31 protein-coding genes are annotated in these 23,856 nt (G+C 46.8%); 12 read left to right on the top strand and 19 right to left on the bottom strand.

The window, feature by feature from the left end:
* Window positions 1-4 precede the first annotated feature (4 nt).
* The gene (locus MSED_RS03170) at window positions 5-613 is read left to right on the top strand and encodes an MBL fold metallo-hydrolase (RefSeq protein ID WP_012020584.1); all 609 of its coding nucleotides are present in this window, start codon (window positions 5-7) and stop codon (window positions 611-613) included.
* 3 nt (window positions 614-616) lie between these two features.
* On the opposite strand, the gene MSED_RS03165 is transcribed toward MSED_RS03170, so the two are convergent.
* On the bottom strand, window positions 617-793 hold the full coding sequence (locus MSED_RS03165; RefSeq protein ID WP_012020583.1) for a ribbon-helix-helix protein, CopG family: 177 nt from the start codon (window positions 791-793) through the stop codon (window positions 617-619).
* A 143-nt stretch (window positions 794-936) separates the two neighbouring features.
* Between MSED_RS03165 and MSED_RS03160 the strand changes: the two genes are divergently transcribed.
* Window positions 937-1,230, top strand: coding sequence for a hypothetical protein (locus MSED_RS03160; RefSeq protein WP_012020582.1), 294 nt, complete (start codon window positions 937-939; stop codon window positions 1,228-1,230).
* Window positions 1,231-1,394: 164 nt separating this feature from the next.
* On the opposite strand, the gene MSED_RS03155 is transcribed toward MSED_RS03160, so the two are convergent.
* Genes MSED_RS03155 through MSED_RS03145 form a run of 3 tightly spaced genes read right to left on the bottom strand, consistent with a single transcriptional unit; the run spans window position 1,395 to window position 3,568 of the window.
* Complete coding sequence (locus MSED_RS03155; protein WP_012020581.1) at window positions 1,395-1,625, bottom strand: Lrp/AsnC ligand binding domain-containing protein; 231 nt, start codon at window positions 1,623-1,625, stop codon at window positions 1,395-1,397.
* Between the two features lie 36 nt (window positions 1,626-1,661).
* Window positions 1,662-2,837: an ABC transporter permease gene (locus MSED_RS03150; protein WP_012020580.1), complete on the bottom strand. Its 1,176-nt coding sequence runs from the start codon at window positions 2,835-2,837 to the stop codon at window positions 1,662-1,664.
* A complete protein-coding gene (locus tag MSED_RS03145; RefSeq protein WP_012020579.1) occupies window positions 2,837-3,568 on the bottom strand; it encodes an ABC transporter ATP-binding protein in 732 nt (243 codons plus the stop codon). The genes MSED_RS03150 and MSED_RS03145 overlap by 1 nt, the downstream gene beginning before the upstream one ends.
* A gap of 52 nt (window positions 3,569-3,620) precedes the next feature.
* On the opposite strand from MSED_RS03145, the gene MSED_RS03140 reads away from it, so the two are divergent.
* Together MSED_RS03140 and panB are read left to right on the top strand one after the other, a co-directional pair.
* Window positions 3,621-4,289: a hypothetical protein gene (locus tag MSED_RS03140; RefSeq protein WP_144418730.1), complete on the top strand. Its 669-nt coding sequence runs from the start codon at window positions 3,621-3,623 to the stop codon at window positions 4,287-4,289.
* A complete protein-coding gene (gene panB / locus MSED_RS03135) occupies window positions 4,183-4,971 on the top strand; it encodes a 3-methyl-2-oxobutanoate hydroxymethyltransferase (RefSeq protein WP_012020577.1) in 789 nt (262 codons plus the stop codon). Before MSED_RS03140 ends, panB begins: the two co-directional genes overlap by 107 nt.
* Here panB and MSED_RS03130 read toward each other — a convergent pair.
* Both MSED_RS03130 and MSED_RS03125 read right to left on the bottom strand, forming a co-directional pair.
* The gene (locus MSED_RS03130) at window positions 4,950-5,750 is read right to left on the bottom strand and encodes a 4-phosphopantoate--beta-alanine ligase (protein WP_012020576.1); all 801 of its coding nucleotides are present in this window, start codon (window positions 5,748-5,750) and stop codon (window positions 4,950-4,952) included. The two genes, panB and MSED_RS03130, sit on opposite strands and share 22 nt — an antisense overlap.
* A complete protein-coding gene (locus MSED_RS03125; RefSeq protein WP_012020575.1) occupies window positions 5,705-6,448 on the bottom strand; it encodes a GHMP family kinase ATP-binding protein in 744 nt (247 codons plus the stop codon). The genes MSED_RS03130 and MSED_RS03125 overlap by 46 nt, the downstream gene beginning before the upstream one ends.
* A gap of 52 nt (window positions 6,449-6,500) precedes the next feature.
* Between MSED_RS03125 and MSED_RS03120 the strand changes: the two genes are divergently transcribed.
* Together MSED_RS03120 and MSED_RS03115 are read left to right on the top strand one after the other, a co-directional pair.
* Window positions 6,501-8,759 carry a 4Fe-4S dicluster domain-containing protein gene (locus tag MSED_RS03120; RefSeq protein WP_012020574.1) on the top strand — a complete coding sequence of 753 codons (2,259 nt, stop codon included), beginning with the start codon at window positions 6,501-6,503 and terminating at the stop codon, window positions 8,757-8,759.
* Window positions 8,756-9,319 carry a nucleotidyltransferase family protein gene (locus MSED_RS03115; RefSeq protein ID WP_012020573.1) on the top strand — a complete coding sequence of 188 codons (564 nt, stop codon included), beginning with the start codon at window positions 8,756-8,758 and terminating at the stop codon, window positions 9,317-9,319. Before MSED_RS03120 ends, MSED_RS03115 begins: the two co-directional genes overlap by 4 nt.
* On the opposite strand, the gene cutC is transcribed toward MSED_RS03115, so the two are convergent.
* The 7 genes from cutC to MSED_RS03085 form a co-directional block, all read right to left on the bottom strand.
* On the bottom strand, window positions 9,264-9,776 hold the full coding sequence (gene cutC, locus MSED_RS03110) for a glyceraldehyde dehydrogenase subunit gamma (protein ID WP_012020572.1): 513 nt from the start codon (window positions 9,774-9,776) through the stop codon (window positions 9,264-9,266). The genes MSED_RS03115 and cutC overlap by 56 nt on opposite strands.
* Before the next feature lie 5 nt (window positions 9,777-9,781).
* The gene (gene cutB, locus MSED_RS03105; protein WP_012020571.1) at window positions 9,782-10,618 is read right to left on the bottom strand and encodes a glyceraldehyde dehydrogenase subunit beta; all 837 of its coding nucleotides are present in this window, start codon (window positions 10,616-10,618) and stop codon (window positions 9,782-9,784) included.
* A gap of 42 nt (window positions 10,619-10,660) precedes the next feature.
* Window positions 10,661-10,795: a YHS domain-containing protein gene (locus tag MSED_RS11940; protein WP_080512754.1), complete on the bottom strand. Its 135-nt coding sequence runs from the start codon at window positions 10,793-10,795 to the stop codon at window positions 10,661-10,663.
* 5 nt (window positions 10,796-10,800) lie between these two features.
* Window positions 10,801-11,538, bottom strand: a complete 738-nt coding sequence (gene cobA / locus MSED_RS03100) for a uroporphyrinogen-III C-methyltransferase (protein WP_012020570.1) — start codon at window positions 11,536-11,538, stop codon at window positions 10,801-10,803.
* 61 nt (window positions 11,539-11,599) lie between these two features.
* On the bottom strand, window positions 11,600-12,190 hold the full coding sequence (locus MSED_RS03095) for a hypothetical protein (RefSeq protein WP_012020569.1): 591 nt from the start codon (window positions 12,188-12,190) through the stop codon (window positions 11,600-11,602).
* Window positions 12,191-12,196: 6 nt separating this feature from the next.
* Window positions 12,197-12,439 (bottom strand): hypothetical protein, encoded by a 243-nt coding sequence (locus MSED_RS03090; protein ID WP_012020568.1) that lies wholly within the window; start codon window positions 12,437-12,439, stop codon window positions 12,197-12,199.
* Between the two features lie 9 nt (window positions 12,440-12,448).
* Window positions 12,449-13,267, bottom strand: coding sequence for a hypothetical protein (locus MSED_RS03085; RefSeq protein WP_012020567.1), 819 nt, complete (start codon window positions 13,265-13,267; stop codon window positions 12,449-12,451).
* A gap of 134 nt (window positions 13,268-13,401) precedes the next feature.
* Here MSED_RS03085 and MSED_RS03080 point away from each other — a divergent pair, with 134 nt between their 5' ends.
* Window positions 13,402-14,523 (top strand): amidohydrolase family protein, encoded by a 1,122-nt coding sequence (locus tag MSED_RS03080; protein WP_012020566.1) that lies wholly within the window; start codon window positions 13,402-13,404, stop codon window positions 14,521-14,523.
* Window positions 14,486-15,256, top strand: coding sequence for a tRNA 4-demethylwyosine(37)-methyltransferase Taw21 (gene taw21, locus MSED_RS03075; RefSeq protein WP_012020565.1), 771 nt, complete (start codon window positions 14,486-14,488; stop codon window positions 15,254-15,256). The genes MSED_RS03080 and taw21 overlap by 38 nt, the downstream gene beginning before the upstream one ends.
* Here taw21 and MSED_RS03070 read toward each other — a convergent pair whose 3' ends face one another.
* Window positions 15,257-15,481, bottom strand: a complete 225-nt coding sequence (locus MSED_RS03070) for a hypothetical protein (protein WP_048059989.1) — start codon at window positions 15,479-15,481, stop codon at window positions 15,257-15,259.
* 82 nt (window positions 15,482-15,563) lie between these two features.
* On the opposite strand from MSED_RS03070, the gene MSED_RS03065 reads away from it, so the two are divergent.
* Both MSED_RS03065 and MSED_RS03060 read left to right on the top strand, forming a co-directional pair.
* The gene (locus MSED_RS03065) at window positions 15,564-16,850 is read left to right on the top strand and encodes a glutamine synthetase family protein (protein ID WP_048059988.1); all 1,287 of its coding nucleotides are present in this window, start codon (window positions 15,564-15,566) and stop codon (window positions 16,848-16,850) included.
* On the top strand, window positions 16,850-17,824 hold the full coding sequence (locus tag MSED_RS03060; protein WP_012020563.1) for an alcohol dehydrogenase catalytic domain-containing protein: 975 nt from the start codon (window positions 16,850-16,852) through the stop codon (window positions 17,822-17,824). The genes MSED_RS03065 and MSED_RS03060 overlap by 1 nt, the downstream gene beginning before the upstream one ends.
* Here the strand turns inward: MSED_RS03060 and rtcA are convergent.
* Entirely contained in the window at window positions 17,805-18,809 is a 1,005-nt protein-coding gene (gene rtcA / locus MSED_RS03055; RefSeq protein WP_012020562.1) for an RNA 3'-terminal phosphate cyclase, read from the bottom strand. The genes MSED_RS03060 and rtcA overlap by 20 nt on opposite strands.
* 12 nt (window positions 18,810-18,821) lie before the next feature.
* Between rtcA and MSED_RS03050 the strand changes: the two genes are divergently transcribed.
* On the top strand, window positions 18,822-19,259 hold the full coding sequence (locus MSED_RS03050) for a hypothetical protein (RefSeq protein WP_012020561.1): 438 nt from the start codon (window positions 18,822-18,824) through the stop codon (window positions 19,257-19,259).
* Here the strand turns inward: MSED_RS03050 and MSED_RS03045 are convergent.
* Window positions 19,239-20,288, bottom strand: a complete 1,050-nt coding sequence (locus tag MSED_RS03045) for a DNA polymerase IV (protein WP_012020560.1) — start codon at window positions 20,286-20,288, stop codon at window positions 19,239-19,241. The two genes, MSED_RS03050 and MSED_RS03045, sit on opposite strands and share 21 nt — an antisense overlap.
* A complete protein-coding gene (locus MSED_RS03040) occupies window positions 20,285-21,139 on the bottom strand; it encodes a PfkB family carbohydrate kinase (protein WP_048059987.1) in 855 nt (284 codons plus the stop codon). The genes MSED_RS03045 and MSED_RS03040 overlap by 4 nt, the downstream gene beginning before the upstream one ends.
* A 181-nt stretch (window positions 21,140-21,320) precedes the next feature.
* On the opposite strand from MSED_RS03040, the gene MSED_RS03035 reads away from it, so the two are divergent.
* Window positions 21,321-22,679 (top strand): RuvB-like helicase, encoded by a 1,359-nt coding sequence (locus MSED_RS03035; RefSeq protein ID WP_012020558.1) that lies wholly within the window; start codon window positions 21,321-21,323, stop codon window positions 22,677-22,679.
* Here MSED_RS03035 and MSED_RS03030 read toward each other — a convergent pair.
* Together MSED_RS03030 and MSED_RS03025 are read right to left on the bottom strand one after the other, a co-directional pair.
* Window positions 22,665-23,135, bottom strand: coding sequence for an NUDIX hydrolase (locus MSED_RS03030; RefSeq protein ID WP_012020557.1), 471 nt, complete (start codon window positions 23,133-23,135; stop codon window positions 22,665-22,667). The genes MSED_RS03035 and MSED_RS03030 overlap by 15 nt on opposite strands.
* A gap of 72 nt (window positions 23,136-23,207) precedes the next feature.
* Window positions 23,208-23,789 carry a hypothetical protein gene (locus MSED_RS03025; RefSeq protein WP_012020556.1) on the bottom strand — a complete coding sequence of 194 codons (582 nt, stop codon included), beginning with the start codon at window positions 23,787-23,789 and terminating at the stop codon, window positions 23,208-23,210.
* Window positions 23,790-23,856: the final 67 nt, after the last annotated feature.

Below are 23,856 nucleotides of genomic sequence, written 5' to 3'. Positions count from 1 at the left end.
CTCCATGATAAGACTTCACGGACATTCCATGATATCTATAGGTGACTTTTTAGTCATAGACCCGCACGACGGAGGAAGTATAGGTCTCCCAAGGCCAGTCATGAGGCGGGCAGAGTATGTTTTCATGACCCATGATCACTACGACCATAACGCGTTTCAAATAATAGAAAGTAAGGAGAAAAGAACGGGTTTCACTGGGACCTTCTCCTCTTCAGGTTACTCCATACAGGGTATACGCGTTAATCACGACAGAAACGGCGGTAAATCCCGCGGAAAAACCAGCATATACACTGTGAAGATCGGGAATCTGTCTTTTGTTCACATGGGAGATATAGGGGAGTATCCGAGGGAGAGCCTGATAAAAGATCTAGCTGCAGACATCTTGGCTTTACCGGTAGGCGGAGTAATAACCATTGACGGGAAAGAGGCATCACAGCTTGTCAAGGAAATATCTCCATCAGTTGTGATCCCAATGCATTACTGGGTTAAGGGACACCTTATGCCATTGGATCCGCCGGACGAATTCCTAAACCTCACGGGGCTCCAGGTTTATCTTGAGAACGAGATAGATGAAAACAATCTTAAGAAAGGAATTTACTTGTATAAACCTTAATTTTTACAGTTTCATTCTTTCTACTCTCGCAACGGGAACTGTCTCCTTACTCATTTCATCCTTGACCATCTTTTCTATGGCCTTCCTTATGGCCTCACTCCTATTGAGGCCATACCTTATTGCATATCTATCCAATAACTCAAGTAGATCTTCTTCTGCCTTGAATGTAATTACTCTCATTGTAGACCTAATACATATCTTGTATCGATAAGGTTTAAGTATATTCTGTAGCGGTAGTACCATCTTCCTATTTCAAGAGGAGTACTTAATGAGCAAGATTAATATAATAGGACTCCCTATACTTTTTATTAGAGGAAACTACAGTGCCAACGATTCACCTCTCCCTTCCCGAATGGATGTACGAGGAACTGAAAAGGAAAGCTGAGGATATGGGAATTCAGGTAACTGATCTAGTTAAGTTCTATATCAAGAACGGGATGGAGGGAGGTAATCAAGAGAATTCTAGGAATGAAAATACAGAGAAGCTTGAGGAGTCAGTAGCCTACCTAGAGGCAAGGGTGGCTCAGCTTGATCTATTGGTCATGGAGTTGGTTAGGAGGTTAAAGGTTATAGAAGAGGGCGCAGACGAGGAGCAGGTCGAGATAGACCAGACTTGAGGAGTAACTGTTTTAAGTTAGCTGTAGACAAAAGTAATGGGCCTATGGGATTGTGACCCTGGGTTCCAGGGAAGGATGAGCATAGGTGGGTCCCCTTATATTTATAGTACTAATAAGTGATGTGGCAGAGACGTTCTGACCTATGAAGAGAATAAAAAAGCTGATTACATTGAAATGAGAGTTACTGTTCTAATTATATTTGGGTTTCTCCTTATCTGGCTTATCGTTCTGTTAATGTCGTCCAAATCCTTTCCCTCAATCTCCACCACAACGTCATATTCTCCATATACAGCAGTTCCGTCCTTAACTCCCTCAAGCTTTTTCAATTCGTTTAGAACATCTGTTTCTTTCCCTATGGATGTAATTAATAACACATATGCTTTTAGGCTACCCATACATTAATGTTCTATTTTACAATTAAAAACTTATCACTACTTAAGAAGCAGTCTTTCTGGGTTTAGTATCCTTGACGAGATCACGATTAGGAGGATCGAGGCAGTAAGGGTCCCCAGGTAGAGGTAGATCATTGAGGTGGTCAGCCCAAACACTCCATCAAGTAGACCTCCCACAATCTGAACGTAAGGGATAACGAGTATGAATGAAAGGGGACCTAGGGAGCTGAAGTTAAGGACCAGGGAGGAAAAAGAGGCCAGCATTCCGAAGCCGGTGATAACAAGGTTAATTAACTGGATGTTCCTTTGGGAGCCTCCTATTAAGATCAACAGTACTAGGGATATAGAGGCCGTGAGCAAAACCATGAGTAAATAGGCAATAACGACCGAGAGCGAGAAGGTCAGGGTAAGTCCTGCGTTTCCGCCTACTATGAAGGGAGCAAATACAGAGAAGGCTATCAACCCCACTAAATCACCCAAGGAGGAAATAGCACCAAGGGCCATGGAAATTATTAGCTTCGCTGATATAAACTGGAATGGAGAAATGGGAGAGGCAAGTAGAGACTCGAGGGTTTTCCTTTCCTTTTCCCCTAGTATCCCGTCCGTCAGGAAAAAGATTACAGGGGTTGCTGCAGGGAAGAGGATAAGAGATATGACCCTCGCCAGTTGCCCCAGCCTGTCGGTGCTACTTGATGCGACTTGCTTGGTAGGCTTTATATAGCCCAATTCCACAACAAGAGGCTCCCTTATGGTAGATGGAGACACATTAACGTGGCTTTCGTTGGCCAGGAACGAGATCCTCTCCAGAGACGTGTTGTAGAGGATCTGATATAGACCATTGTTCACTATGTTCTGGGCATTGCTCTGGGAAGAGATCAAAACGATCTCCCTCACCATCGCAACCTTGTCTATGTTCGAGATGTTTTCAGCAAACCCTTGGGGGAAAATTATCTCGACGTCTGGGACTATGGTGAAGTTGTTGATGTATACTATCCCTCCATGACTCCTAACGTAACTGGCAAGCTCGTTCACGTAGGGTGTGTTGGACGTATCGTTATTTATTATTCCCACGGTGGGAGGTTGAGAGGCGACCGACGCGTAGATTATTACCCCTATGAGGGGGAGAAGGAAAAGAGGCAGGAGAATTGAGACAAGGAGGATCTTCCTATCCCTTTTCAGATCTATCCATTCCTTTTTGAGGAGATCGTAAAGCACTACCCTTCACCCACGAGTTTTATGAAGGACTCCTCAAGGTTTCTAGTCCCGGTCTCCTCGATTATCTCCTTTGGTTTACCCAGTTTGACTCCCCTTCCACTGTTTATCATCAGGACCCTATCGCACATGTACTCAACCTCTAGGAGGTTATGGGAAGATAGAATCAAGGTAGTGTTTCCCTTCATTGACCTGATCATGTCCCTAATTCTAACTGAGGATTCCACGTCGAGAGCAGATGTGGGCTCATCAAGTATTGCCAACTTCGGATTTACCATGAGAGTCCTGGCAATCACTAGGCGTCTCTTCATTCCTCTGCTGTACTCCATGGCCCTATCATAAATTCTATCTCCCAAGGAGGCAATCTTTATCCCTCTCTCCAGGTAACTCTCCTCAAGCTTCCTGTCGCCCCTGGAGTAAATCCTTGCATAGAACTGAAGGTTTTCTATGCCCGTGAGTCTATCATAGGGAAAGGCATCTTCAGGCATATAGGATATGTATCCCTTTGCCCTGGCAGATCGCGGGTTCTCCCCGAAAACCTTGACATCTCCAGAGTAACTGATAATGATCCCGCTAAGTACCCTTAACGTGGTGGTCTTTCCAGCACCGTTAGGTCCTATGATACCGAAGACTTCGCCCTCCTCCACGTCAAAGCTTAAACCCCTGAGAATCTCCTTACGTCCTACGCTCTTGTATAGCGCTGTAACACTCACAGCAGAATGGTCCGCGATCATACACTATCGTAAGTAGATTGAACTAATAATAATGTTTTCAAGATATCGCATATTGATTGGGGGAATCAAGGATAGACTAACGGAGGCACTGCTGAAGTACGAAAAGGCCTCGATAATTCTGAGGGTAGCTCTATCCATTGTAGAGGAGAGAGGAAGGGGTCAGGTAGGGGACTTCGACTACAAAACCCTAACCTCCAAGTTGCTGGAACTGGGCTACGACTTTGAGCCCAAGATGATCCTTAGGGCCCTGGAAAGGGACTTCGGGATTATCGAGACGTCCTACAAGTCCAGCAACCAACATTGGTGGAGGTTTATTGACCTTGAGTCCGTGAGAGATGCCCTAGATCAGGGGGAGGAGGACCCGGAAATTGTCCTGATAAGGACTCAAGCAACGAGCCTCGGTTTGGAGGATATAGAGAGGAAGCTCCAGCTTCTTCTTCAGAGGGGAATCAGGAGCGACGTAGACAGGGCTATGTTCAAAAGGTTAGCCTTTGAGGATCTTCCCCTCCTCCTTGACGTCTACAAAAGATCTGTTCAGTACGAGGAAACCAAGGATATCTCCACAAGGATAAAGAAGATTTTAACGCTGGCCTCTAGAATAGCAAGGATAAGCAATGCAAAGGTTAACAATTCGGGATTTCCTGAAAAAGAAGGGGAAAGAAAAGATAACCATGTTGACAGTGTACGACTACTCCATGGCAAAGATCCTGTCGGAGACTGAAGTGGACGGGTTTCTAGTCGGGGACTCATTGGGAATGAACGTGTTGGGGTTTCCCTCTACTCTCCAGGTTACCATGGACCATATGATTCATCACACCAGGGCCGTAGTGAGAGCCTCCCCGAGGCAGTTAATAGTCGTGGATATGCCCTTCATGAGCTACGAGCCCTCCAATGAAGTTGCAGTTAAGAACGCAGGTATTCTGGCTAGCGAGGGCGCGGACGCCGTGAAGCTCGAGGGAGGAGTAGAGGTTTATGAAAGGGTAGCAAACATCGTTAAGTTCGGGGTTCCCGTTATGGGGCATATAGGCCTTACACCACAAAGGTATCTCACTCTAGGTGGTTACAGAACTGTGAAGGACGAGGCAAAACTGATCTCGGACGCATTGGCCTTGGAAGAGGCAGGGGCGTTCTCCATCGTAATAGAGAACGTTTACGCCGAAATAGCCAAGAAAATAACGGAGAAGGTGTCCATACCCACAATCTGCATAGGTGCAGGTCCCCACTGCGATGGTCAGGTTCTAGTGATACATGACCTCTTAGGAATGGGAGATATACAGCCATATTTCTCCAGGAAGTATCTAGACCTGAAGGCTGAGATACGTGAAGCTGTGAAAAGATACATTAACGACGTAAAAACGGGAACCTTTCCAGGAAGGGAGAACTATAAGTCTAGGGAGAGCTGAGCCAGCCTCTCGGACATGAACTTCATGGCACCCCTTAGGACGTCTCTATTGTTATATCCTTTCAGGAGCTTTTCCCTTTCCTCCCTGCTCAGGCTTTTCATCTTAAGGACCTTCTCCCTCAAGGCTGGTATTGCCCTGATCACGTTGTCCACTATTGTCACACTGGCAGTTAGAGAAGTCCTGGAGAGCGGGTTGAGGTCTATGGCAATGACCTTCTTGCCCATCTTCACCAACGCCTCAGTCCTATCACCGTCCTCAAGTCCCAGGAGAACCACATCTGCGGAGAGGATACCTCTTTTGCTTACCCTCCTTCTCTGGCTAAAGAGTTCTGGTATTGTCTCAGACGCGTCCTCCCCAACTCCAAGTACTTCCCTTGCTCCAGCCTCCCGCAACACCTTCTCGATCGCTTTCTCCCTGATCTCATCCCTATAGAAGAGGTTGACCTCAATCTTAGCTGGGATCGCGTCAGCCAGTTCAACTATCTCCCTTGGCACGAGAGCTGCCATGTTACCGTTTACCGAAATCACGGGGTTTTTGGCTTCAATCAAGAGAACCGCAGCTACCTCCAAGGCTCTCTCGGCAAAATCCCTCGTTTTCTCGCCTATTAGATAATCGAAGCACTCTCCTCTACCCTGAGCTATCAGCCCCTGGGGAACCACAACTTCCCTCTCCATTGCCTCCACGAGTCTTTCTCTGACCAGTATTGACTCTCTTCTAGGATGATTCTCAGGTACTATTCCACGTATGCTCCTCGACTTGCTATCCTGTGTCTTATCCATGAGTCCGACTCCGGTTTCCCCAATTTAAGTATTAGTCCCTTCTTTCGGAAGGAGTTAGGAAATGGGCTCGTAAATCCCAGAGCCTCGGTAAATTTCCTGGACACCTCAAAAAATTTGTCAATGGATGGGTTACTCAAGAACTCATTAATCAAGGTAAACGAAACATCAAGCGGCTGAAGGATAGACTTAGTGGGAAGTGCCTCCAAAGGTTTAGAATATATATCATCTGAAGATATCTCAAAGATTCTTATTACTCCATATGGCGGAAATCCAGGTCTCTCCCTGTAAACTATGTTTCTGCCAAAGAACTGGGAAACCACATCTCCCAGCCCGTTCCCCGAGATAACTTCACTTTCATGGGCTAACAAAGCTGCCTGTTCCAGATCTATTCCCCTTATCTGCGACGCACCCAGGGCGTACGCTAGACTCACGGAGGCACTCATGCCATATCCAAATCCCAACGGAACTTTGCTTTCCATATTTACTCTAACCTTCCCCATCTTAGCCTCCAGATACTCTAGGTTTTTCATTTTCACTGGGTTTCCGTTGAGATACACACCTTCTCCCTCTGTAACTCTAGCAAAGGAATAAGGTTCCAGGATAACCGTTATCCCTATGGAGCCAGATCGCGTAGGGTTGTCCGAAATAAAAGGACGCCAGATGCCGGAAACACTGATAGGTATTACAACGTCGACCATTAGGGAAGTTAAGGTAAATATATTTAAATGTTCTTACTCTTAATCCAATCAAATGATACTAGACGCTTCCATCTTCAGTAGGGCCATAGCAATTATGGGTATAGAATCCATAAAGAAGCAGATGGTGACCGAAGAGAAGGAAGTAATTATAGGGAGAGGAACCTCGATGTCAGGCTCCATACTCCAATATCTAAACCCCAAGGTTACCATTGCCCCCTCTAGGTTTGAAGATGGAAGCGTCTACAGGGTCGTGGAGAACAAAGGAACCTTTTCAAAACTAGACGTTCCATCTGGTATTACCTTCAAGGAGCTTCTCGATAGACTTTCTAGGGATAATCTCTATCCAGCCCTCTTTCCCATGTACTTGACAGGAACAGTTGGTGGTTTCGTTGCCACCAACGGCTCCGGGTTTGGCAGTTATAAATTTGGTTTTGTAAATTATAAGAAAATTGTTCACGAATTCAAGGATAAATTCACGGTCTCCCTTCTAACTGTAAATTATGGAGAACTAGTGGAAACGTCAGAGGAATCAAAGTTTTCGTGGACTGGGATTTTTAGGGATGGAAAGGAAGTTTACTACGTTCCTTCCATCTATTCTGGGCTCCTTGAGAAGAAGAACGGATCGATTGACACATCGAGTTTGGTAAAAGAGATCTCTTCATCTATGGAAAAACTACTCGGTAATAACAAAATCCCTATTTGCGTGAGGTCAGACAAGCTCGTGGAAATACCACAAGTGGAATGGGGACCGGGTTACATCATCAATTATAATTCGCCGTTTAGGCAAGTAGTGAGATGTGGCTCCATATCTAGGGACGACATGGACGAGTTCTTCTCTTTTCTAAAGAAGAATCCCACTGTTCTCCCGTTCCCAAACCTTCAGAGTTACTCAGAGATACAAAAGGTGATACTGAATAAATTCGATAAAGACGTGAAAATCCCCAAGCATGCAAACCCCATAAAGGCCGAATATCTAGAAGCTCTAAAATGCGTGAATTGTGGCCAATGCCTAGACTCCTGTTTGGCCTATAGAACTACGCAGGATTACTTAAGGTCACCTCCAGGGAAATTTAGTAGATTATTCACGGGTGAGACTAATTTTGAGGCCTGTTTCGGTTGTATGGAGTGCCAGGAAGCTTGTCCAGTGGGCGTAAATATATCTAGTGTTACCGAAGTTCTACCTAAACTCAGGGAGAAAAAGAATGTTACTCCCATAGATACTCCTCAAGTCTCGTTTAGAATAAGGGAAATGGAGAGGATAGTGGAGGGTAAATATAGAAACAAGCCCCCCGTTATGCTCTTTGCGGGATGCGCTGCGAAATACGATATGCAGGGAATTGAGGGTTTTCTTCAATTCTTACTGGATTACGGCGAAGAACTTAACACGTATTCTCCTAGGGTTAAGATAGTGGATGGTTCCTGTTGTGGTTTTGATAAACTGATTGCTGGCGACGTGGAGGGAGCTAAAGCGGACGTCATGAAGATCAAGGAGTTAAAGGAGAAGCAGGGACTAAGGGGAGTTTATTTCCTGTGTCCAGAGGCCCTATACGTTTACAATAAACTTAGCGGCGAGCAGGGAGTCCTAGCGTATGACTTACTCAAGGATAAAGTTAATGGTACTATTCACGCGGGTTGCTGGGCGCGAAAATTGGGATATTCGGGAGAAGATAAGGAGTGTGCCGGATCCTATTTTACTACATATCATGGTAAGCTCGTACAAATAAAGAACAAGAAAGTTCTCACAATTTGCCCGTTCTCGACCTGGAAATTCAACACAGTATCCGTGTATGGATCTTTCGCTAAGCCTGATTCGACAAGGAAATCTGCGGAGGAGACCAGCATGGAAGTTAATGAGGAAGAGATTATAGACGTATTGAGAGACGCGCTAAAGAATGCAATCCTAATGTCTGCTGATGACGTAGCAGATAGGGCAAATTCGTGGAGCGTGGGAGGTAAGTCCTATTTCGTTCTTCTATCTATTCCAGTCATAAGGAAAAGGTTCACGAATATATTGGTTCAGAGGCTTGGACGTAATACTGACCTGAAAAACTATTTCAGTAAACTAGTGAACAATCAGATCTTATTGAGTGAAAAGTCCAGTAGGTGGAGTGAAATAGTTAATGGAATGAACTTCGATGTGTTAGCTGACGAGCTGATAAAGAGAGTAGCTGACTCAGGGAAACTTGAATATGAGTCTAGAAACTTGATTAATAAGCCTGAGTTTAGGTCAGCCATACTCGATGATGTTCTTAAGAAGATCGTAACACCGACAGTGATCCAAGATATAATAAAGAACATAGCGTATATGTGAACGTGATAGGTGTACTTGTTCTTGCGGGAGGGGAAGGGTCAAGATTCAAGGGAAATAAGCTATTGGCTAAAATAGGAGACACCCCTGTACTAGGTTGGGTGTTAAACGCGCTACCTTCTGAGAGGGTAATAGTCGCCGGAAGATATGCTCCCGAGATCATCAACCACTTTCCCGAAGAGGTGATACTATACAACCCTCACTGGAAAGAGGGAATCTCCGCTTCCCTAAAGCTAGGAATCAGGTTCTTCAAGGACACTGATGGTGTACTTGTTGCGTTGGGAGATATGCCCCTCATCACTAGGGACACTGTGAACAAGATCTTGAGCTCCTTTTATCCCTCATGTAACGCAGTAATTCCTGTTCATAAGGGGGAATGGGGCAATCCAGTCCTCCTCTCGAGGAAGTTGTTTGATCAAGTGGAAAAACTCACTGGAGACGTAGGGGCCAAAGTCATTCTCAAAAAAAGTTCTGACCTATGTTTCGTAGAGTGCGGGGAAGAAGTGCTTATTGACGTTGATACAGAGGCTGATCTAATCGAAGTTTCTCGGCGGCTGTCTTAATCGCCTCAACAATGTTCTGATATCCTGTACACCTGCAAAGGTTCCCTGAGATGCCTTCCCTAATTTCCTCCTCCGTGGGATTAGGATTCTCCTTGAGGAGCCAGACGCTTTGCATTATCATACCAGGGGTGCAATACCCACATTGTAAGGCATGTTTATCCCAGAAGGCCTCTTGGACTGGGTGAAGCTTTCCATCCTTAGCTAAACCCTCAATTGTGGTTATCTCCGAGTTATTGGCCTCAACTGCGAGAAGGGTGCATGATTTAACGCTCTTTCCATTGAGTAGAACTGTGCATGCTCCACAGTTTGATGTATCGCAACCTATGTGAACTCCGGTGAATCCTAGGTCCCTAAGAACGTGAACAAGTAGTCTACGGGGTTCTACCTCAGTCTCAATTTCCTTACCGTTAACTTTCAGGTTTATTTTAACCTTTTGATCTTTCTCGTAGACCTTCATTCCTCTCACCTCGTCAACGCATCCTGTAAAGCTCTCTTGGTCATAACCCTTGTCATCTTTTTCTTATACTCAGCACTTCCTCTTATATCTGAGGTGGGGTTAGCGTAGCTCATAGCCTTCTCCGCAGCCTCCTCTATGAGCTTCTCATCTGGCGATCTATCCAGAAGTACCTTCTCCGCTTCGGACGCCCTAACAGCCTTGTTGTTCACCGCCGTGAGACCAATCCTTACGTCCTTCACAACTCCAGCTTCCTTCTTCAGTAGGACAGCCACTCCCACAATGGCGTAATCTCCGGCCCTCCTCTCCAGTTTCTTGTAGGAGAAGGAATAACCCTTGAAGCCAGGTATTATGACCTCTTTCACGAGCTCGCCTGGATTCAGGTCTGGCGAAAACATGTCCTTCGCAAAGTCCTTGAAAGGTTCCTCCCTTTCTCCCCTGGTACCTTTTATTCTCACTACGGCGTCCATTGCAATAAGGGAGGCAGGATAATCAGCTGCAGGATCTAGGTGAGATATTACTCCCCCAATTGTGCCCATGTTCCTGACCTGGGGATCGGCTACGGTGGCACCGGCCTCACTTAACAGGGGTAAATTTGCCTTTACAATCTCATAATGCGTGGTGAGCGCACCTATTCTTATTTTACCCTCTTCTTTCTTGATGAAGTGAAGGTCATTTAAACCCTTTAGCTCCACGAGATATGACGGTCTAAGTATCCTTAGTTTCAACATGGGAATTAGACTATGACCTCCCGCAAGAGCCTTGGCATCTTCATGTTTCTCTAGAAACTCGTTTGCCTCGTCCACTGAATCGGGTATTACATAACCGAACTTTGGTGGGTACATATAACCCAATGATCTACAACGTATAAATGTTTTTCATGTACCCTATTTTACGTACTTTTCTGGTCTCTTTTTAAACTCGGCCATGCACATTGGGCTACAGAAATAGTACGTTTTACCCTTGTACATATATGTATAAGTAGATGTTGAAACTTCTTCCCCACAAACGGGATCCTTCAAATCTTTCAGCCCAATGTATCATGGTAATTCCACAATTTATTTCTTAACTTGACCACTTCACCCACCACAATTATCGCTGGAGAAGAGATACCATTCTCCCTAACGCATAAATCTAGTTTTTCTAGTGTACACTCCACAACCCTCTGGGAAGGAGTAGTTCCCCTCTCTATGACCGCAACAGGCTCTCCTGGATCTCTTACCTTTAGAATGGCTCTCTTTACGTCTTCCACCCGTGATACCCCCATCATGATAACGAGTGTTCCCTTCTTGGGGATGTAATCAGGGTCAATGCTTGAACCGTCAGCCTTGGATCCAGTAACCACGCAGAAACCAGAGGAAAACCACCGTGATGTGACAGGGATCCCTGCGTAAGCTGGGACTGCGACAGCGCTCGTTACTCCAGGGACGACCTCACAATCTACACCTCTTTCTAGGAGGAAAGAACATTCCTCCTCCCCGCGACCGAAAACGTAGGGATCTCCGCCCTTCAGCCTAACCACAAATTTTCCCTCGAGTGCCTTCTGAAGCAGTATTTCGTTAATGAGGGATTGATTAAGGGACTCGCCTAGGTTCTTCCCAGCATATATGAGCTCGGCGTCCTTTCTCGCGAACTTAAGAAGCTCCTCGGATACCAGTCTGTCGTATACTACAACGTCGCAGGATCCCAGAAGTTGAAGGCCTTTGACTGTAATGAGGCCAGGATCTCCAGGTCCAGCACCAACTAGCGCGACTCTTCCCTTCATCTCTCACTAGTATTCTGACAGTAGTATAAAACGTGACGTTGTGTCCAGGTTGAATAGGTAATTAGATCGCGTTAATCCTCCTCACAATATAAACCCCAAACATAATACCTTCCAATAGCTTAACGCCATACACCAAAACCAAGACGTTGTTAAGAAGTACAGTCTGAGATATGTCAAAAAGGTTCGAGTAAACGTAGAGAAGGAGGACGAAAAATAGGTCAGCACCAAATCCAAGAGAGTATAGAATGAATTTTTCCATAAATTTCAGTGAAGGTAGGACGTAGCCAACTATGAATCCTCCTATAAACTGAAAGATAAAGGACATCACAAAGATCATCTGCTCATGAAGAGCTACCGAATAAATTTGAGGTGTAAACCACGGTACCATGAGCATTATGCCCACCAAGATTAGAAGCCAAGCCCTCCCCCTAATCAGAAGAGAGGTTATAGGGACCCTCTCCCCATCTTGGTCCTCCACATACTTCTCGTTGGGAGTTGAACTATGGAGAACGTACCATCCAAGTAACCCGCCTGAAAGAATAGGTCCCTGATAGGAGATCAGTCTGAGAAGTGGATCGCCTAAAATGTATATCACGGCAGAGAAGAAAAGTAGGGCAATGCCTACAACTTCACCAAGCTTAAGGAAATTCATTGACCATCACGGCAAGTGTATTATGTAAACAACTTTACCGTCTTCATTGTCCTTCTTTAGTATCTTAACCCCTTGGTCACTCATCGCCATGGCCCACATGTCAACCTGATCAGCCTGAACTCCCGGTGTTGCAAACACTTTGATATCCCGATTACCCCCAGTCTCTAGCCAGAACTTCATCAAGGTGACAGCCGGCGAGTTAGCCCCACAGCCCCCAGATTGTTTTGTTAGATCTACCTCATCGGTCATTTTCCGCACCTAATATATCATGTTGGAACTGGTCCTTAAGATATTTTTGTTCTCGAGGTAGTAGATTCTGTCCCACTTCCTGACCCTCATCTCCTGGATCAAGGACAGGATTACAGATTCAGTGTTGCACAGTAGTGTAGTACACTCAGTTAAGGATACGTTCTTCATTTCACTTGTGAGCCTTTTCTCCCTATCATTTCCTGAACTGAGTAGTATTACCATCCTATTCTCAGTGGAGAATATAGGCGAGTGAAGGAATTGTTCAAACCTCTCTGCGTTACTAACTTCCCCGAAGATTTCAAACATTTTCAGGGACGCGAAGTAGGCGATTCCGTAATTTCCTGCCCTTCCCACGAAGAATGGTTCATGACCTAGGGAAAGCGGTGCACCTTTTTCATCCCTTTCGTCAATACCAGCTAGGGCATACAGGGTTTTGAGGGTTGAGACAAAGGAAAGAGTTCCGGGGAGCTGTATCTTTGAGGTGTAAGGTATCTCCACCACTTCATTGGCCTGGTTGGCAATACGCGACTCCGTGTTGGCTGTGACCACGTAAATCTTGCTTCTTCCGCTAAATTTCTCCAGCAACCATTGGTAAACGATTGGCCTGCCAGACACGGACACTATCACAAGAATGTGAGGAGGGTCCCACTCCAGTAGGTCATAGGGATCGACGCACCTGAACCTCCCCCTGGATACACCTTCTAGTGCTAGGCATGAGGCGTAGGAATCTCCAGCTCCAGTTATTACTCCGTCCTCAAGGCTGATAGATACATTTGGCCTCACGTCACGAATCCTTTTGGCCTCCTCCTCAAGAGCCTCAATAAACAAGGCGTATTGAAATAGGGTTTCTGAGTTAAAAGTGGTTTTGTCTTGCTGAGAAAGTGCCTAGCCTCCTCCTTGGTGTTCGTCTCTTTCCTTATGTTTATAAGTCAAGCGAGCTTTACTCAACTCAAGGAAGAGTCTTGAAAATCTCGATTAAGGCGGGAATTGCGTATGGTAAGACTGGCGTGTTGAGGGATGTCCACCTAGGAATAGATGGATCCAAGCTGGTAGCAATGACGAAGGAAGAGCCAGAAGACTTTGAAGATGCTGAACTAGTTTTAGGGGGAAGGGATAGAATTGTCTCGCCTGGACTTATCTCAACTCATACCATCCTTTCGCTTTACCCCTTTAGGTATTCAATTGTCTCTGGCAAAAGGAACGCCAATGAGATAGTGTCCTCTATGACTCAAAGTGACGCTTACCATTTCGCAATTCTAGGTGCCTATCATCTTTTGAGGGTTGGTGTTACCAGCGCGGTAACGGCAGATCCCTATCCTGAAAGCGTGGCAAGAGCCATGATTAAGGTAGGGATTAGACCCATAATTGCCGTGAACGTGGGTTGTAGCTGGGGTCCATCTGACTGGAAGAGGGAGTTTAAGGTCCTTCGAGAGAAGTGGAGTGGCGGAGAAACTAGGGTTGTTCTCAAGGTATGTAGTGACGATGATTTGGACGAGGTAGTTGCCTTATCCAACGAGTTCAAGGTTCCTGTTCTTATGGATAGGTCTGTCAGCCTTTCGGGGAACACGCCAAACAAAGTCATAGCCCTAGGAGGCGGATCTAGGGGGGACCTGTCTGTAATAAGGCAACGCGGTTTTGGCCTGTCATTTCTCCCGTCAGTGGAGGTATGTAAATTCACGTTAGGGTCCTATTCTCCTTCTATTGCCCTAGATCTTAGTTTGAGATATGATCCAAGGGCAGAACTAGGATTTGCTGTTTCTAGGCTACTTCTTACCCCGGATGAGGCCTTCAAGTCAGCAACAATTTGGGGTTACAATCAACTCCTCATGAATTATCCGCTAGAGATAGGGTCGACCTCAGACTTAGTGGTTTACCAGGTGAATGAACCACCATTCTACCCTCTTGATTTGACATCGCCGTACGAGACCCTACTTTTCTCTACCGGAGTACCAGAGACTGTAATTGTGGGTGGCGAGCCAGTTCTTGACGGAACTGTTCCCCTTAACGTAGGTAGCAAGGACATAGAGGAGGTCCAGGAGATTATCAATGAGTTTGGAGAGAGGTCGCATCTGGAAAAGAATTGAGATAGTGGGAGATATAGCGGTAATTCCCATACCCTTTGATTTCGAAATGAACGAGCTTAGGGCTTACGCTGACGAGGTAATGGGAAAGACTAAGGTCAAGTCCGTGTGGGGTAGGAAGAGGGATGTGTCTGGGATATACAGACTTCCCACATACGTCCACCTTGCTGGAGAGAACAGGAGTGATACTATCTACAGGGAACATGGATGTTCCTATTACCTAGACTTGAGGAAGGTCTTCTTCTCGGAGAAGTTATCCTATGAGCACAAGAGGATAGCTGAAAAGGTTAGACCAGGCGAGAGGGTCGCTAACCTCTTCTCAGGATTTGGTCCAATCTCTATTCTAGCCTATAAGCTGAGGAAACCTGCAGTTGTTTACTCCATTGACATTAATCCATATGCCTACTACTTCATGATGGTTAATGTAGAGCTCAATAGCGCTTACGGGGTAATACCCATGTACGGCGACGCCTTTGTCAGGCTGAACCAACTTGAACCCCTGGACAGGATAATCTCCCCGCTACCCGAGAGGGACAGAGAGGCATATGAACTCTCCATGTCAAGGCTAAAACCTGGAGGCCATCTCCATCTCTTCGCCGAAGTGGAGGCAAACCGGGATGAGGACCCTGTGAGTAAGGCTATGGCCTCCTTTCCAGGGGCGGTGGAAGGTAGGGTGGTGAGGAGCGTTAACCCCGGAAAGTATCACGTGATCCTGGACATAAGGAAGAACACCTGATCATATTAGGCTCTTAATCCACGAACCTGCGAACAGGGTAGCGTTTCTGAAATCCGTGAAGACACCTCTGGACTTCAAATGCCCTCTGAACTTGACTTCAACTAGGTATACGGCGTCATCGGAAACCTGCCTGGAGAAGTTAATCTCGTAATTTCCTATTCTAATCACCCTTCTTTGGCAAGCAATGACCCCGAGATTCATTATTTCCAGTTCCTCGAGGTCCATGAGTTATATTGAATCAGAAGGTATTAACTATTGTCTCACCTAATGCTTTTATTTGAGCCGGATCAGTAAACTGCAGATTAAGTTGTCAAGGACAGATCTCATTGAGACCCTTAAGTCTGGCAGGGTCGATTATGTTAGAGTGGAGTTCATAGACATCCTAGGCCATGTTAGAGGAAGGTCTCTTCGAAGGGCAGAGTTTGAGAGAGTCATGGCCCAAGACCTTGGAGTTCCCTACGCCGAGTCACTAGTCATGCTAGATTTTCAAGACAGACCATTAAAGTCAAGATACGAGGACATGATAGCCGTTCCTGACCCGCAGTCCTTTGTGATAATTCCCTACCTTGAGAGGACAGCAAGAGTGCTCTCCTTTCTCTTCTCACCAGACGGTTCCCCATTACCCTTCTGTACAAGAAGCCTTCTGCAGAGGGCAGTAAATAAACTAGAGGAGCACGGTCTCAGGTTGGAAACCTCATTTGAACCCACCTTCTACCTGCTTAAGAATAATCAGGGTAACTGGGAGACTGCCGACATGGGAAAGGCATTTTCTCCGGAGGGGTTAATGGATCAGCAAGATTTCCTGAAGGATGTAATCAAACACCTTGAAATGGTGGGCGTACAAGTTGAGATGATAAACAAGCATTATGGTCCTGGGCAATACGAGATAACCTTCTCCTCTGCAGATGTGATGAGTGCATCGGATTACCTGATAACGGCGAGAGAAGTAATCAGGGACGTTGCTAAACTTCACGGGAAGATGGCAACATTCATGCCGAAGCCCTTCGCCAATACACCTGGAAGTAGCATGGACATTTACCTTAAGTTGGTTAAGTCAGACGGTTCCGATGCCATGCTGGACCCCAACGACCCCAAGGGAGTGGGGCTGAGTAGAACAGCCTATGCGTTCTTTGGTGGAATTCTGGAGCACCTGGGATCAATTTTGGCTATAGCCTCTCCCACGATAAATTCCTACAAGAGGTTCAAGGAGTTAGTAACTCCGAACCTAGGTGGTATGGGTTCAGAGAGGCACTTCCTCCTTAGGATACCCAGTAATATAAAGGAGCAAAAGGCAATAGAGTTTCGCCTTGCGGATCCCTTAACCAACTCTTACTTGCTGTTGTCAGCTATCATCATGGCTGGGATTGAGGGCATTGAGAAGAATTTAGACGCCGAGGTCAATAACGTCGTAAAGAGCATTCCCAGAGACTTGAGGGAGGCTTTGAGCAACCTAGAAAGCGACACCTCCCTTAAGTATTCCCTAGGTGAAGAGCTAATAAGGGCCTTCCTTGATCTCAAAACAAGAGAAATAGACGAGTATGAATCATTTGTAACGCAGTGGGAGAGGGACGCCTACCTAAAGGCAGGATGGTAATGCGAGCTGCAGTTCTTAAAGAGTTCGGTAGACCCCTAGTCCTGGTGGACGTTCCTCCTCCAAGCGTTTCCATGAGGGTGGGGGCTACAGGTCTATGTCACGGGGATTTACACGTCCTCACAGGTCAATGGAGTTGGGATGTTCAAACTAGGTTACCCCTAGTCCTTGGGCACGAGATATCAGTGGTGGATGAGACTGGAAATACATTTCTCGTTTACAACGCCAAGGGTTGCGGTACCTGCAGGGAATGCAGATCCGGTTTTCCACAGTTCTGTGAGAGGGTTGAGGTTTTAGGCATTCAAAGAAATGGCGGATTTGCGGAGAGAGTTGACGTCACTGGTTTTCCCCTTGTCCCTGTTAGGGGTTCACCCCTTGAGGTTGCCCCCCTGGCTGACGCCGGTGTGACGGCGATGAGCTCTGTGGAGGGAATAACTGAGGGAAGCAGGGTCGCGGTAATTGGTACGGGAGCAGTGGCTTTACTTTCAATTCAACTTCTCAAGAACCTCAATTCCGAGGTGTGGGTTGTGGGTAGGAACCCACTGAAGCTGAAGAAGGCTAGGGAATTGGGGGCCGACGAGATAGTTTTCACTAAGGGGGAATATTCAACGGATCTCTCCGGTTCGGTGGGGTTGAGGAAGTTCGACTTTATCCTGGACTACGTGGGAAGCGACTTCACGTTGAGGGATTTGCCTTGGCTGTTGAGGAGGATGGGAGAGCTGAGGGTAGTTGGCGAGTTTGGCGGGGAACTATCTATCCCAGATCAGCTCCTAGTTCTCAGGGGACTCAGGGTGAGGGGAATACTTTACGGTACTATGAAGAATCTAGTGGATGTGGTAAAGTTGTTTGAGGATGGTAAGCTGAAGACCTTAACGGTACCTTACCCTCTAGACGAGGTAAACCAGGCCATTATGGATTTAATGGAGGGGAGAATCGTGGGAAGGGCCGTGATTTATCCTACTTCCTCTTCAACCTAAGCTTGAAGGGAGACCTGCCCTCAATTTTCACGTCAATTTCTAGGAACTTCCTGATCACCTCTATGTTAGTCTCAGTGTGTTGTGTCAACAAGGATCCCGTGTACTCCAGATTCGCGAAGGCCGAGAAGGTCACCAGCATATCTCCCATGTGGGAGTCCACGGCAGCTCCAGTCTTCAACTCCTTAAGTAGCTCTGTGCCTGCCTTTCTACCTACGTTCTCTGCGGTAATTCCTTTCTCCCCTAGGCTACTGGCCCCCATGATTGAAAGACCGTGCGCTGACAGCACTATTCCTGTGCCTCTACTTCCTTCATTACTTACCTCCTCCTCTACTTTTACAGGCACGTTAAACTCCCTTAGGACTTCCATTACACCTTGAATTTGCCTCTTCGCTATGTGCGCGGGGAGGGAGGTAACGTGCGAGACCCCTGTAATTTCCCTCAATTCGCCAAAGCTATCTAGCACCAGGTCCCTGGGCTCTCCCCTGAAACCGTAAACCTCGACCTCTCCCCCTCCCTCGGGGTAGTGGCCCCTCCTCTTTACCTCAATTTTCCCAGTGATACCCATCTTTTCCAAGAGGGGGATGAAAACGAGTCGCATGTAATCCACTGGGGGAGAGAGGGGCACGTCAGTCCCACCCCTAATTCTAAGGGAGATCCTCCTGTTAATCATCAGTGGAATAGCGGTCATGGCTATTAGGGATACACTCCCCGCAGTCCCCACGTCCACGGTGAAACTCCCCTCCACAACCTCACCAGGCTCAAACTCAAGCTCCGTGGATCCAAGGTAATCTCCGCTGACCCTGGCGTTGGTGAGCATCTTCATTACCCTCACGCTAGTCAGATGTTGAGGTTGAAGGCCTGGATTCTTCCTCTTCGCCCTTATCCCTCTTATCCTAAACCCCTTCCCCGTGAGGGATGACAGGGCTAACGAGGATCTCAGGATCTGTCCACCGCCCTCACCGAAAGACCCATCTATCTCGAGCACGAAAGTAGATTCATGAAGGTCAAAATAAAGCCTATAGCCAACCTCGCTGGTCACGAAAGGCTCGTGGTCATTCCCCTTGCAGTGAGTGGAAAGTATCTCCTTGGACTGAATTTCTATGAGGATGTGGAGGGTGGCAGACTCGCTAGGTTTGTCCTAGTAGAGGACAAATACGGCGAGGCGAATGGCATCAAGTTGGTGGAGGGAGATAAGGTCATGGTAAGGGCAGAGGGTGTAAGGGAGGACATGGATAAACTGTCCAAGGCCATGAGGATAGAGAGGTCGAGGGTCACAGAAAACGTTCCTCTAATACTTAACCCTAGGATCGACGCAAGGATAGAGGGAGATGACAGGGGAGTGAGGGGTTATCTCAACTACGTGAACAGATTTGGGAAGCCTGATCCAAGGAAGCTTGAGGGTTTGATAACTCTTTCAGTGGAGGAAGTCCTCTAGGGTTGAGGACTTAGTTATCTTCCCCAGCCTTACCCCTACCCTTCTCAGTTTCCTTTTATCGGACTCGAGAATCTTGTTTAACAACTCCTGAGCCACAGAGAGTGCCCTATCCTGGGAAACCCCGAACTTGAAACTCTTCCCCTTGCTCACTATATCCAAGTCCTCCATGATCGCCACAACGTAAATCTCCATGGGAATACCATCCACCTTGGAGTAGGCCTCCTCTATGGACCTCTTCAACGATGGAAGTATCCTATTTAGGTCTCTGGTATTTTCAGGTAAGGTGACGTATCTCCCCCTATGGGTTATCTCCCTAGATTCAACTGGATCATGATACGTGTTATTTGCCAGGCTCAACAGGTAATTGGCTTTACTCTTCCCCACAAGATTGACGAGTTCCCCCGATTTATTGATGACGTCGCCTAGTCTATTGATTCCGACCTTTCTCAGGATCTCTTCAGTTATTTTTCCTACTCCAGGTACCTTGGATATGTCAAGGTTATAGAGGAAATCCTTAACCTCCTCAGGGTAGATAATTCCCAACCCATCTGGTTTATTCATATCTGCAATTATCTTTGCAACAACCTTGTTGGGGCCTATTCCCACGGTTACCCTGAGCCTTTCCTTCTCCAGTACTTCAGCCTTTAACTTCCTCGCCAGCTCCTTCGCCTCGTCAAAGTCCTTCACCCGCCTGGTTATATCCAGGTAGGCCTCGTCTATGCTGGCTATCTCCAGTTTATCCCCGTACCCCGAAATTATGTTCATAACCCTTCGTGATACCTGCTGGTATACTTCCTTTCTCATGGGAAGGAACACGGCATCTTTCCCGATCTCCTTGGCCTTGATTATAGGCATTCCAGCCTTAATTCCCAATTTCCTCGCCTCGTAGTTGGACGTTGCCACTGCTCCGCTGTCCTTCGTCCTCCCTGAGTAGACGCAAACAACCACGGGCTTACCTTTCAACGAGGGATTGAGGATCTCCTCAACCTGAGCAAAGAAATAGTCAAAGTCAACAAATAATACAATCATCTACAAATTACTTTTACTTCACTCTTTTTTAGTCTTTCTTCAACTTGCTCGAGTGTTGGTGAGCCAGTTCCACCAAGCCTTTCTACCTTAAGGGCTGAAGCCGTGATTGCAAATCTTAACGCGTCTTCCACAGGCTCGTCCTGGGAGTACTTTACGTTAAATGCTGCGTCAAACACGTCGCCCGCTCCCGTTGTGTCAACAACGCTAACCCTAAGGCCATTGGCTTCGCATTCAACTCCGTCCCCCAATACTGTGGCTCCTTTACTTCCTCGCTTTATCACCACCAGTTTAGCATTAACCCTAGATCCTAGTCTCTTGTACTCAGCCTCGTTAGTGTAAATTATATCAACCTTCTCCCCACCGTACTCTGCAGCGTAAGGCCCAGGGTCATAGCTGACCAGTTTAGAGCCCTCGTCATACACAACTGACGTTGGGGGAACAGATGCGAAATGAACAACGTCAAACATTCCCCTCATCTTGCTTACGTCCTCGGCCGTTGGTATTAGTGAGTGGCTTTTCTTTCGGATCATGGATATCCTCCCATCCTCTCTCAAAAAGATGATGGTCAGATTTGGTTCAACGTCCACCTCTTCCACGTAGTCCAGTCCAACTCCCTCCTCTGCCAATTGCGTCATCAATGATTTCACGATGGGGGATCTCCCTATCTTGGCCAGTATCTTAGAACCGTGACCCAACCTGTGTGCACTCAGGGCGTAGTTAGTTGCAGCTCCCCCAGGAAAGATACCCATGGTGTCAGTGTAGAATGGGTGATCCGGTTCAGGTATTCTATCCGCCTTCACTATCACGTCAACGTTAAGCCTTCCTACTGAAAGGTGAACTGGTGTAGTCAGTTAGCCGCCACCTCTTCACATTTCTGCCCCAAAGGTTATCATCACAGGGAAAAAGGTTGTTGGCTAGACTATAAGGTTTCCCTCACCCTTCACCCACTTCCTAGAAATTCTCGCCAGACCATTTACGCAACTTCAAAAGTTAAATTCAAAAATATCGACGTAAAGAACTAGTAGATGTCCCATGGCCGAGATAAAGGAAGTTAGGAAAGTTGAGACTGGAAGAGCAAGTATACATAGTCATATTACAGGTCTAGGTGTGGACGAGAATGGAAAGGCTAAGTTCAAGGCAGATGGCCTAGTGGGACAGCTCGAGGCTAGGGAAGCTGCCTGGGTAGTTGTGCAGTTAATAAAGCAGGGTAAAATGGCAGGTAAGGGCATCCTCCTCGTGGGGCCACCGGGAACTGGTAAGACGGCTCTCGCCGTGGGCATCGCCAAGGAATTGGGTGAGGATACGCCCTTCAACACCCTCAACGCTTCGGAAATTTACTCTGTAGACCTGAAGAAGACCGAGGTTCTCACTCAAGCGTTAAGGAAGTCCATAGGCGTGAGAGTGAGACAAAGAAGGATGGTTTACGAGGGAGTAGTAAAGGACGTTAAGATGAGGATTGCCAGGAGCAGGATAAATCCCTACGTTCAGATTCCTAGGGAGGTGGAATTGAAGCTTGCCACAAAGGACGAGGAGAGGACTCTCACTGCTGGGGAAACGATTGCTGAACAGATTAGCAAGATGGGAATAAGGAAAGGCGACGTAATATGGATAGATGCGGAGACAGGAAACGTAGTCAAGGTGGGAAAGGCTAAGGACGTTGAGGGAGCTAAGACCTTTGACATAGATACCGCAAGGACAGTAGAGATCCCCAGTGGACCGGTCAAGAAGGAGAAGGAACTCACTAATACGTTCACCCTTTATGACCTGGATCTAACCCTCGCAGCCCAGAGCATCTCCATTACAGCGTTGTTTTCCCTTTGGAGCGAGAGGGAGGTGAGCCAGGACATCAGGAAACAGGTAGATGCCTACGTGAAGGACATGATTAACAAGGGTACAGCCGAGCTCATACCTGGGGTGTTGTTCATAGACGACGCGCACATGCTGGATATAGAGACTTTCTCGTTCCTCACTAAGGCTCTGGAAGCGGAGTTGGCTCCCATCCTAGTTTTAGCCACGAATAGGGGGACAACTAAGATAAGGGGTACGGACGTTGAGGCACCTCACGGCATGCCCCTGGATCTGCTTGACAGGCTTCTCATTATAACAACTAGGCCGTACAGTAAGGAAGAGAGCAGGGAAATCATTTCCATACGTGCAGAGGAATTAGACATCGAGCTGGAACCTGCTGCGCTAGATGAGCTCACAAGCATGGCTGCTGAGGAAAGCCTCAGATACTCTATCCAGCTACTCGAGCCATCACAGGTGATAGCAAGGAAGGCCGGGAGGGGTATAGTCAAGGCAGAAGACGTCAAGGAGGCATCTAGGTTATTCAGTGACTTGAAGAGAAGCGTTAAATATGTAAAGGAGTATGAGAACCTATTCCTTAAGTGATGACTGGTCGACGGCTTGGACTTGATGACTTGATCGTTGCCGGGCTGAAAGGAAGTCCTTTAGTATTCTGTAGGTCATTCCCCAAATGATATAGCTCTGGTAAACAAAATGATCCTTTTCCTCCTTTAATTCGCTGGGATGAACCCAAAACCACTTGTCCACCTCCCCATCTATCTTTACCTGGGGAGAGGTTGTATGTCCAACGAACACAGCAACGCGCATTTCCCTGTTGTGTGGAGAGTACATTCCAAGATAGCTCAAGTTTGTGGGCGTAATTCCTACCTCCTCCTGCGCCTCCCTCACAGCGGTAGTCTCACAGCTTTCGTTTACCTCCCTGTGCCCGCCTGGAAGCGCCATGTGTCCGCTCCAAGGATCTCCCTTCTGATCAGCCCTCTTAATTAAGAGGAATCTCCCATCATCCCTGAAAATCAAGACTACTGCCGCATCGCACTCCATAGGTAGAATATTGGTAACATTCGTTATAAAGCATTAAAGTAACAATAGGATCTAAATAAACAAGACAGATGTTTAGATGTAAAACCTTGGGACTATGGCCTTCCTGTGCCTCAGGATCTTTGTGGATATCTGCAAATGTTCCTCCATTACCTGCCTGGTGAAAAGGCTACATATACCAGTATCCATTACCCGCGTCATTGCTTCTCTAAGCGTCTTAGAGACCTCATCGACGTTAATACCCTTAACTATTTCCACCCCTTCCTGTAGTGAGTCCCTTGTTGCCCAAAGATCAAACCTTGTTACGGGGTTATAGAGTATCTGTTCCACATAGTAAAGTGGTTTCCAGGCGTCTAAGGTATGACCGTGGTCTATGATTAGACCTTTTCCATCCTTAGCCATCACATGTTCCCTCTTGAGATCCACATTCAGAAGAAACTCTTCAAAGGGTAAGGCCATCCCTAGCTCGAAAAGATTGGTAACGTTATTTCCCTCAAATTCCTCTAGACGATCCATGGAGAGGCCGTATCTACCATCGTCTAATTTAACTAGCTCAACCTCGTTAATTGGAAGGCCAAGGGACTTTCCCAGGGCTGACGAGAAGATCTCTGATGAAATTTCAAGGGCTACGTGAATGTCCCTTTCCCGTTTTGGCATTTTAATAAATTTCACTCGATGCCAACCAACCGAAAGTAGAAAAAATTACTTGTTCTGGTCATGTAGC

Origin of the sequence: Metallosphaera sedula DSM 5348, assembly GCF_000016605.1 — an archaeon.
GTDB lineage: Archaea > Thermoproteota > Thermoprotei_A > Sulfolobales > Sulfolobaceae > Metallosphaera > Metallosphaera sedula.
The sequence above is the reverse complement of the archived record's forward strand: the minus strand, read 5'-3'. Positions and strand labels throughout refer to the sequence as shown.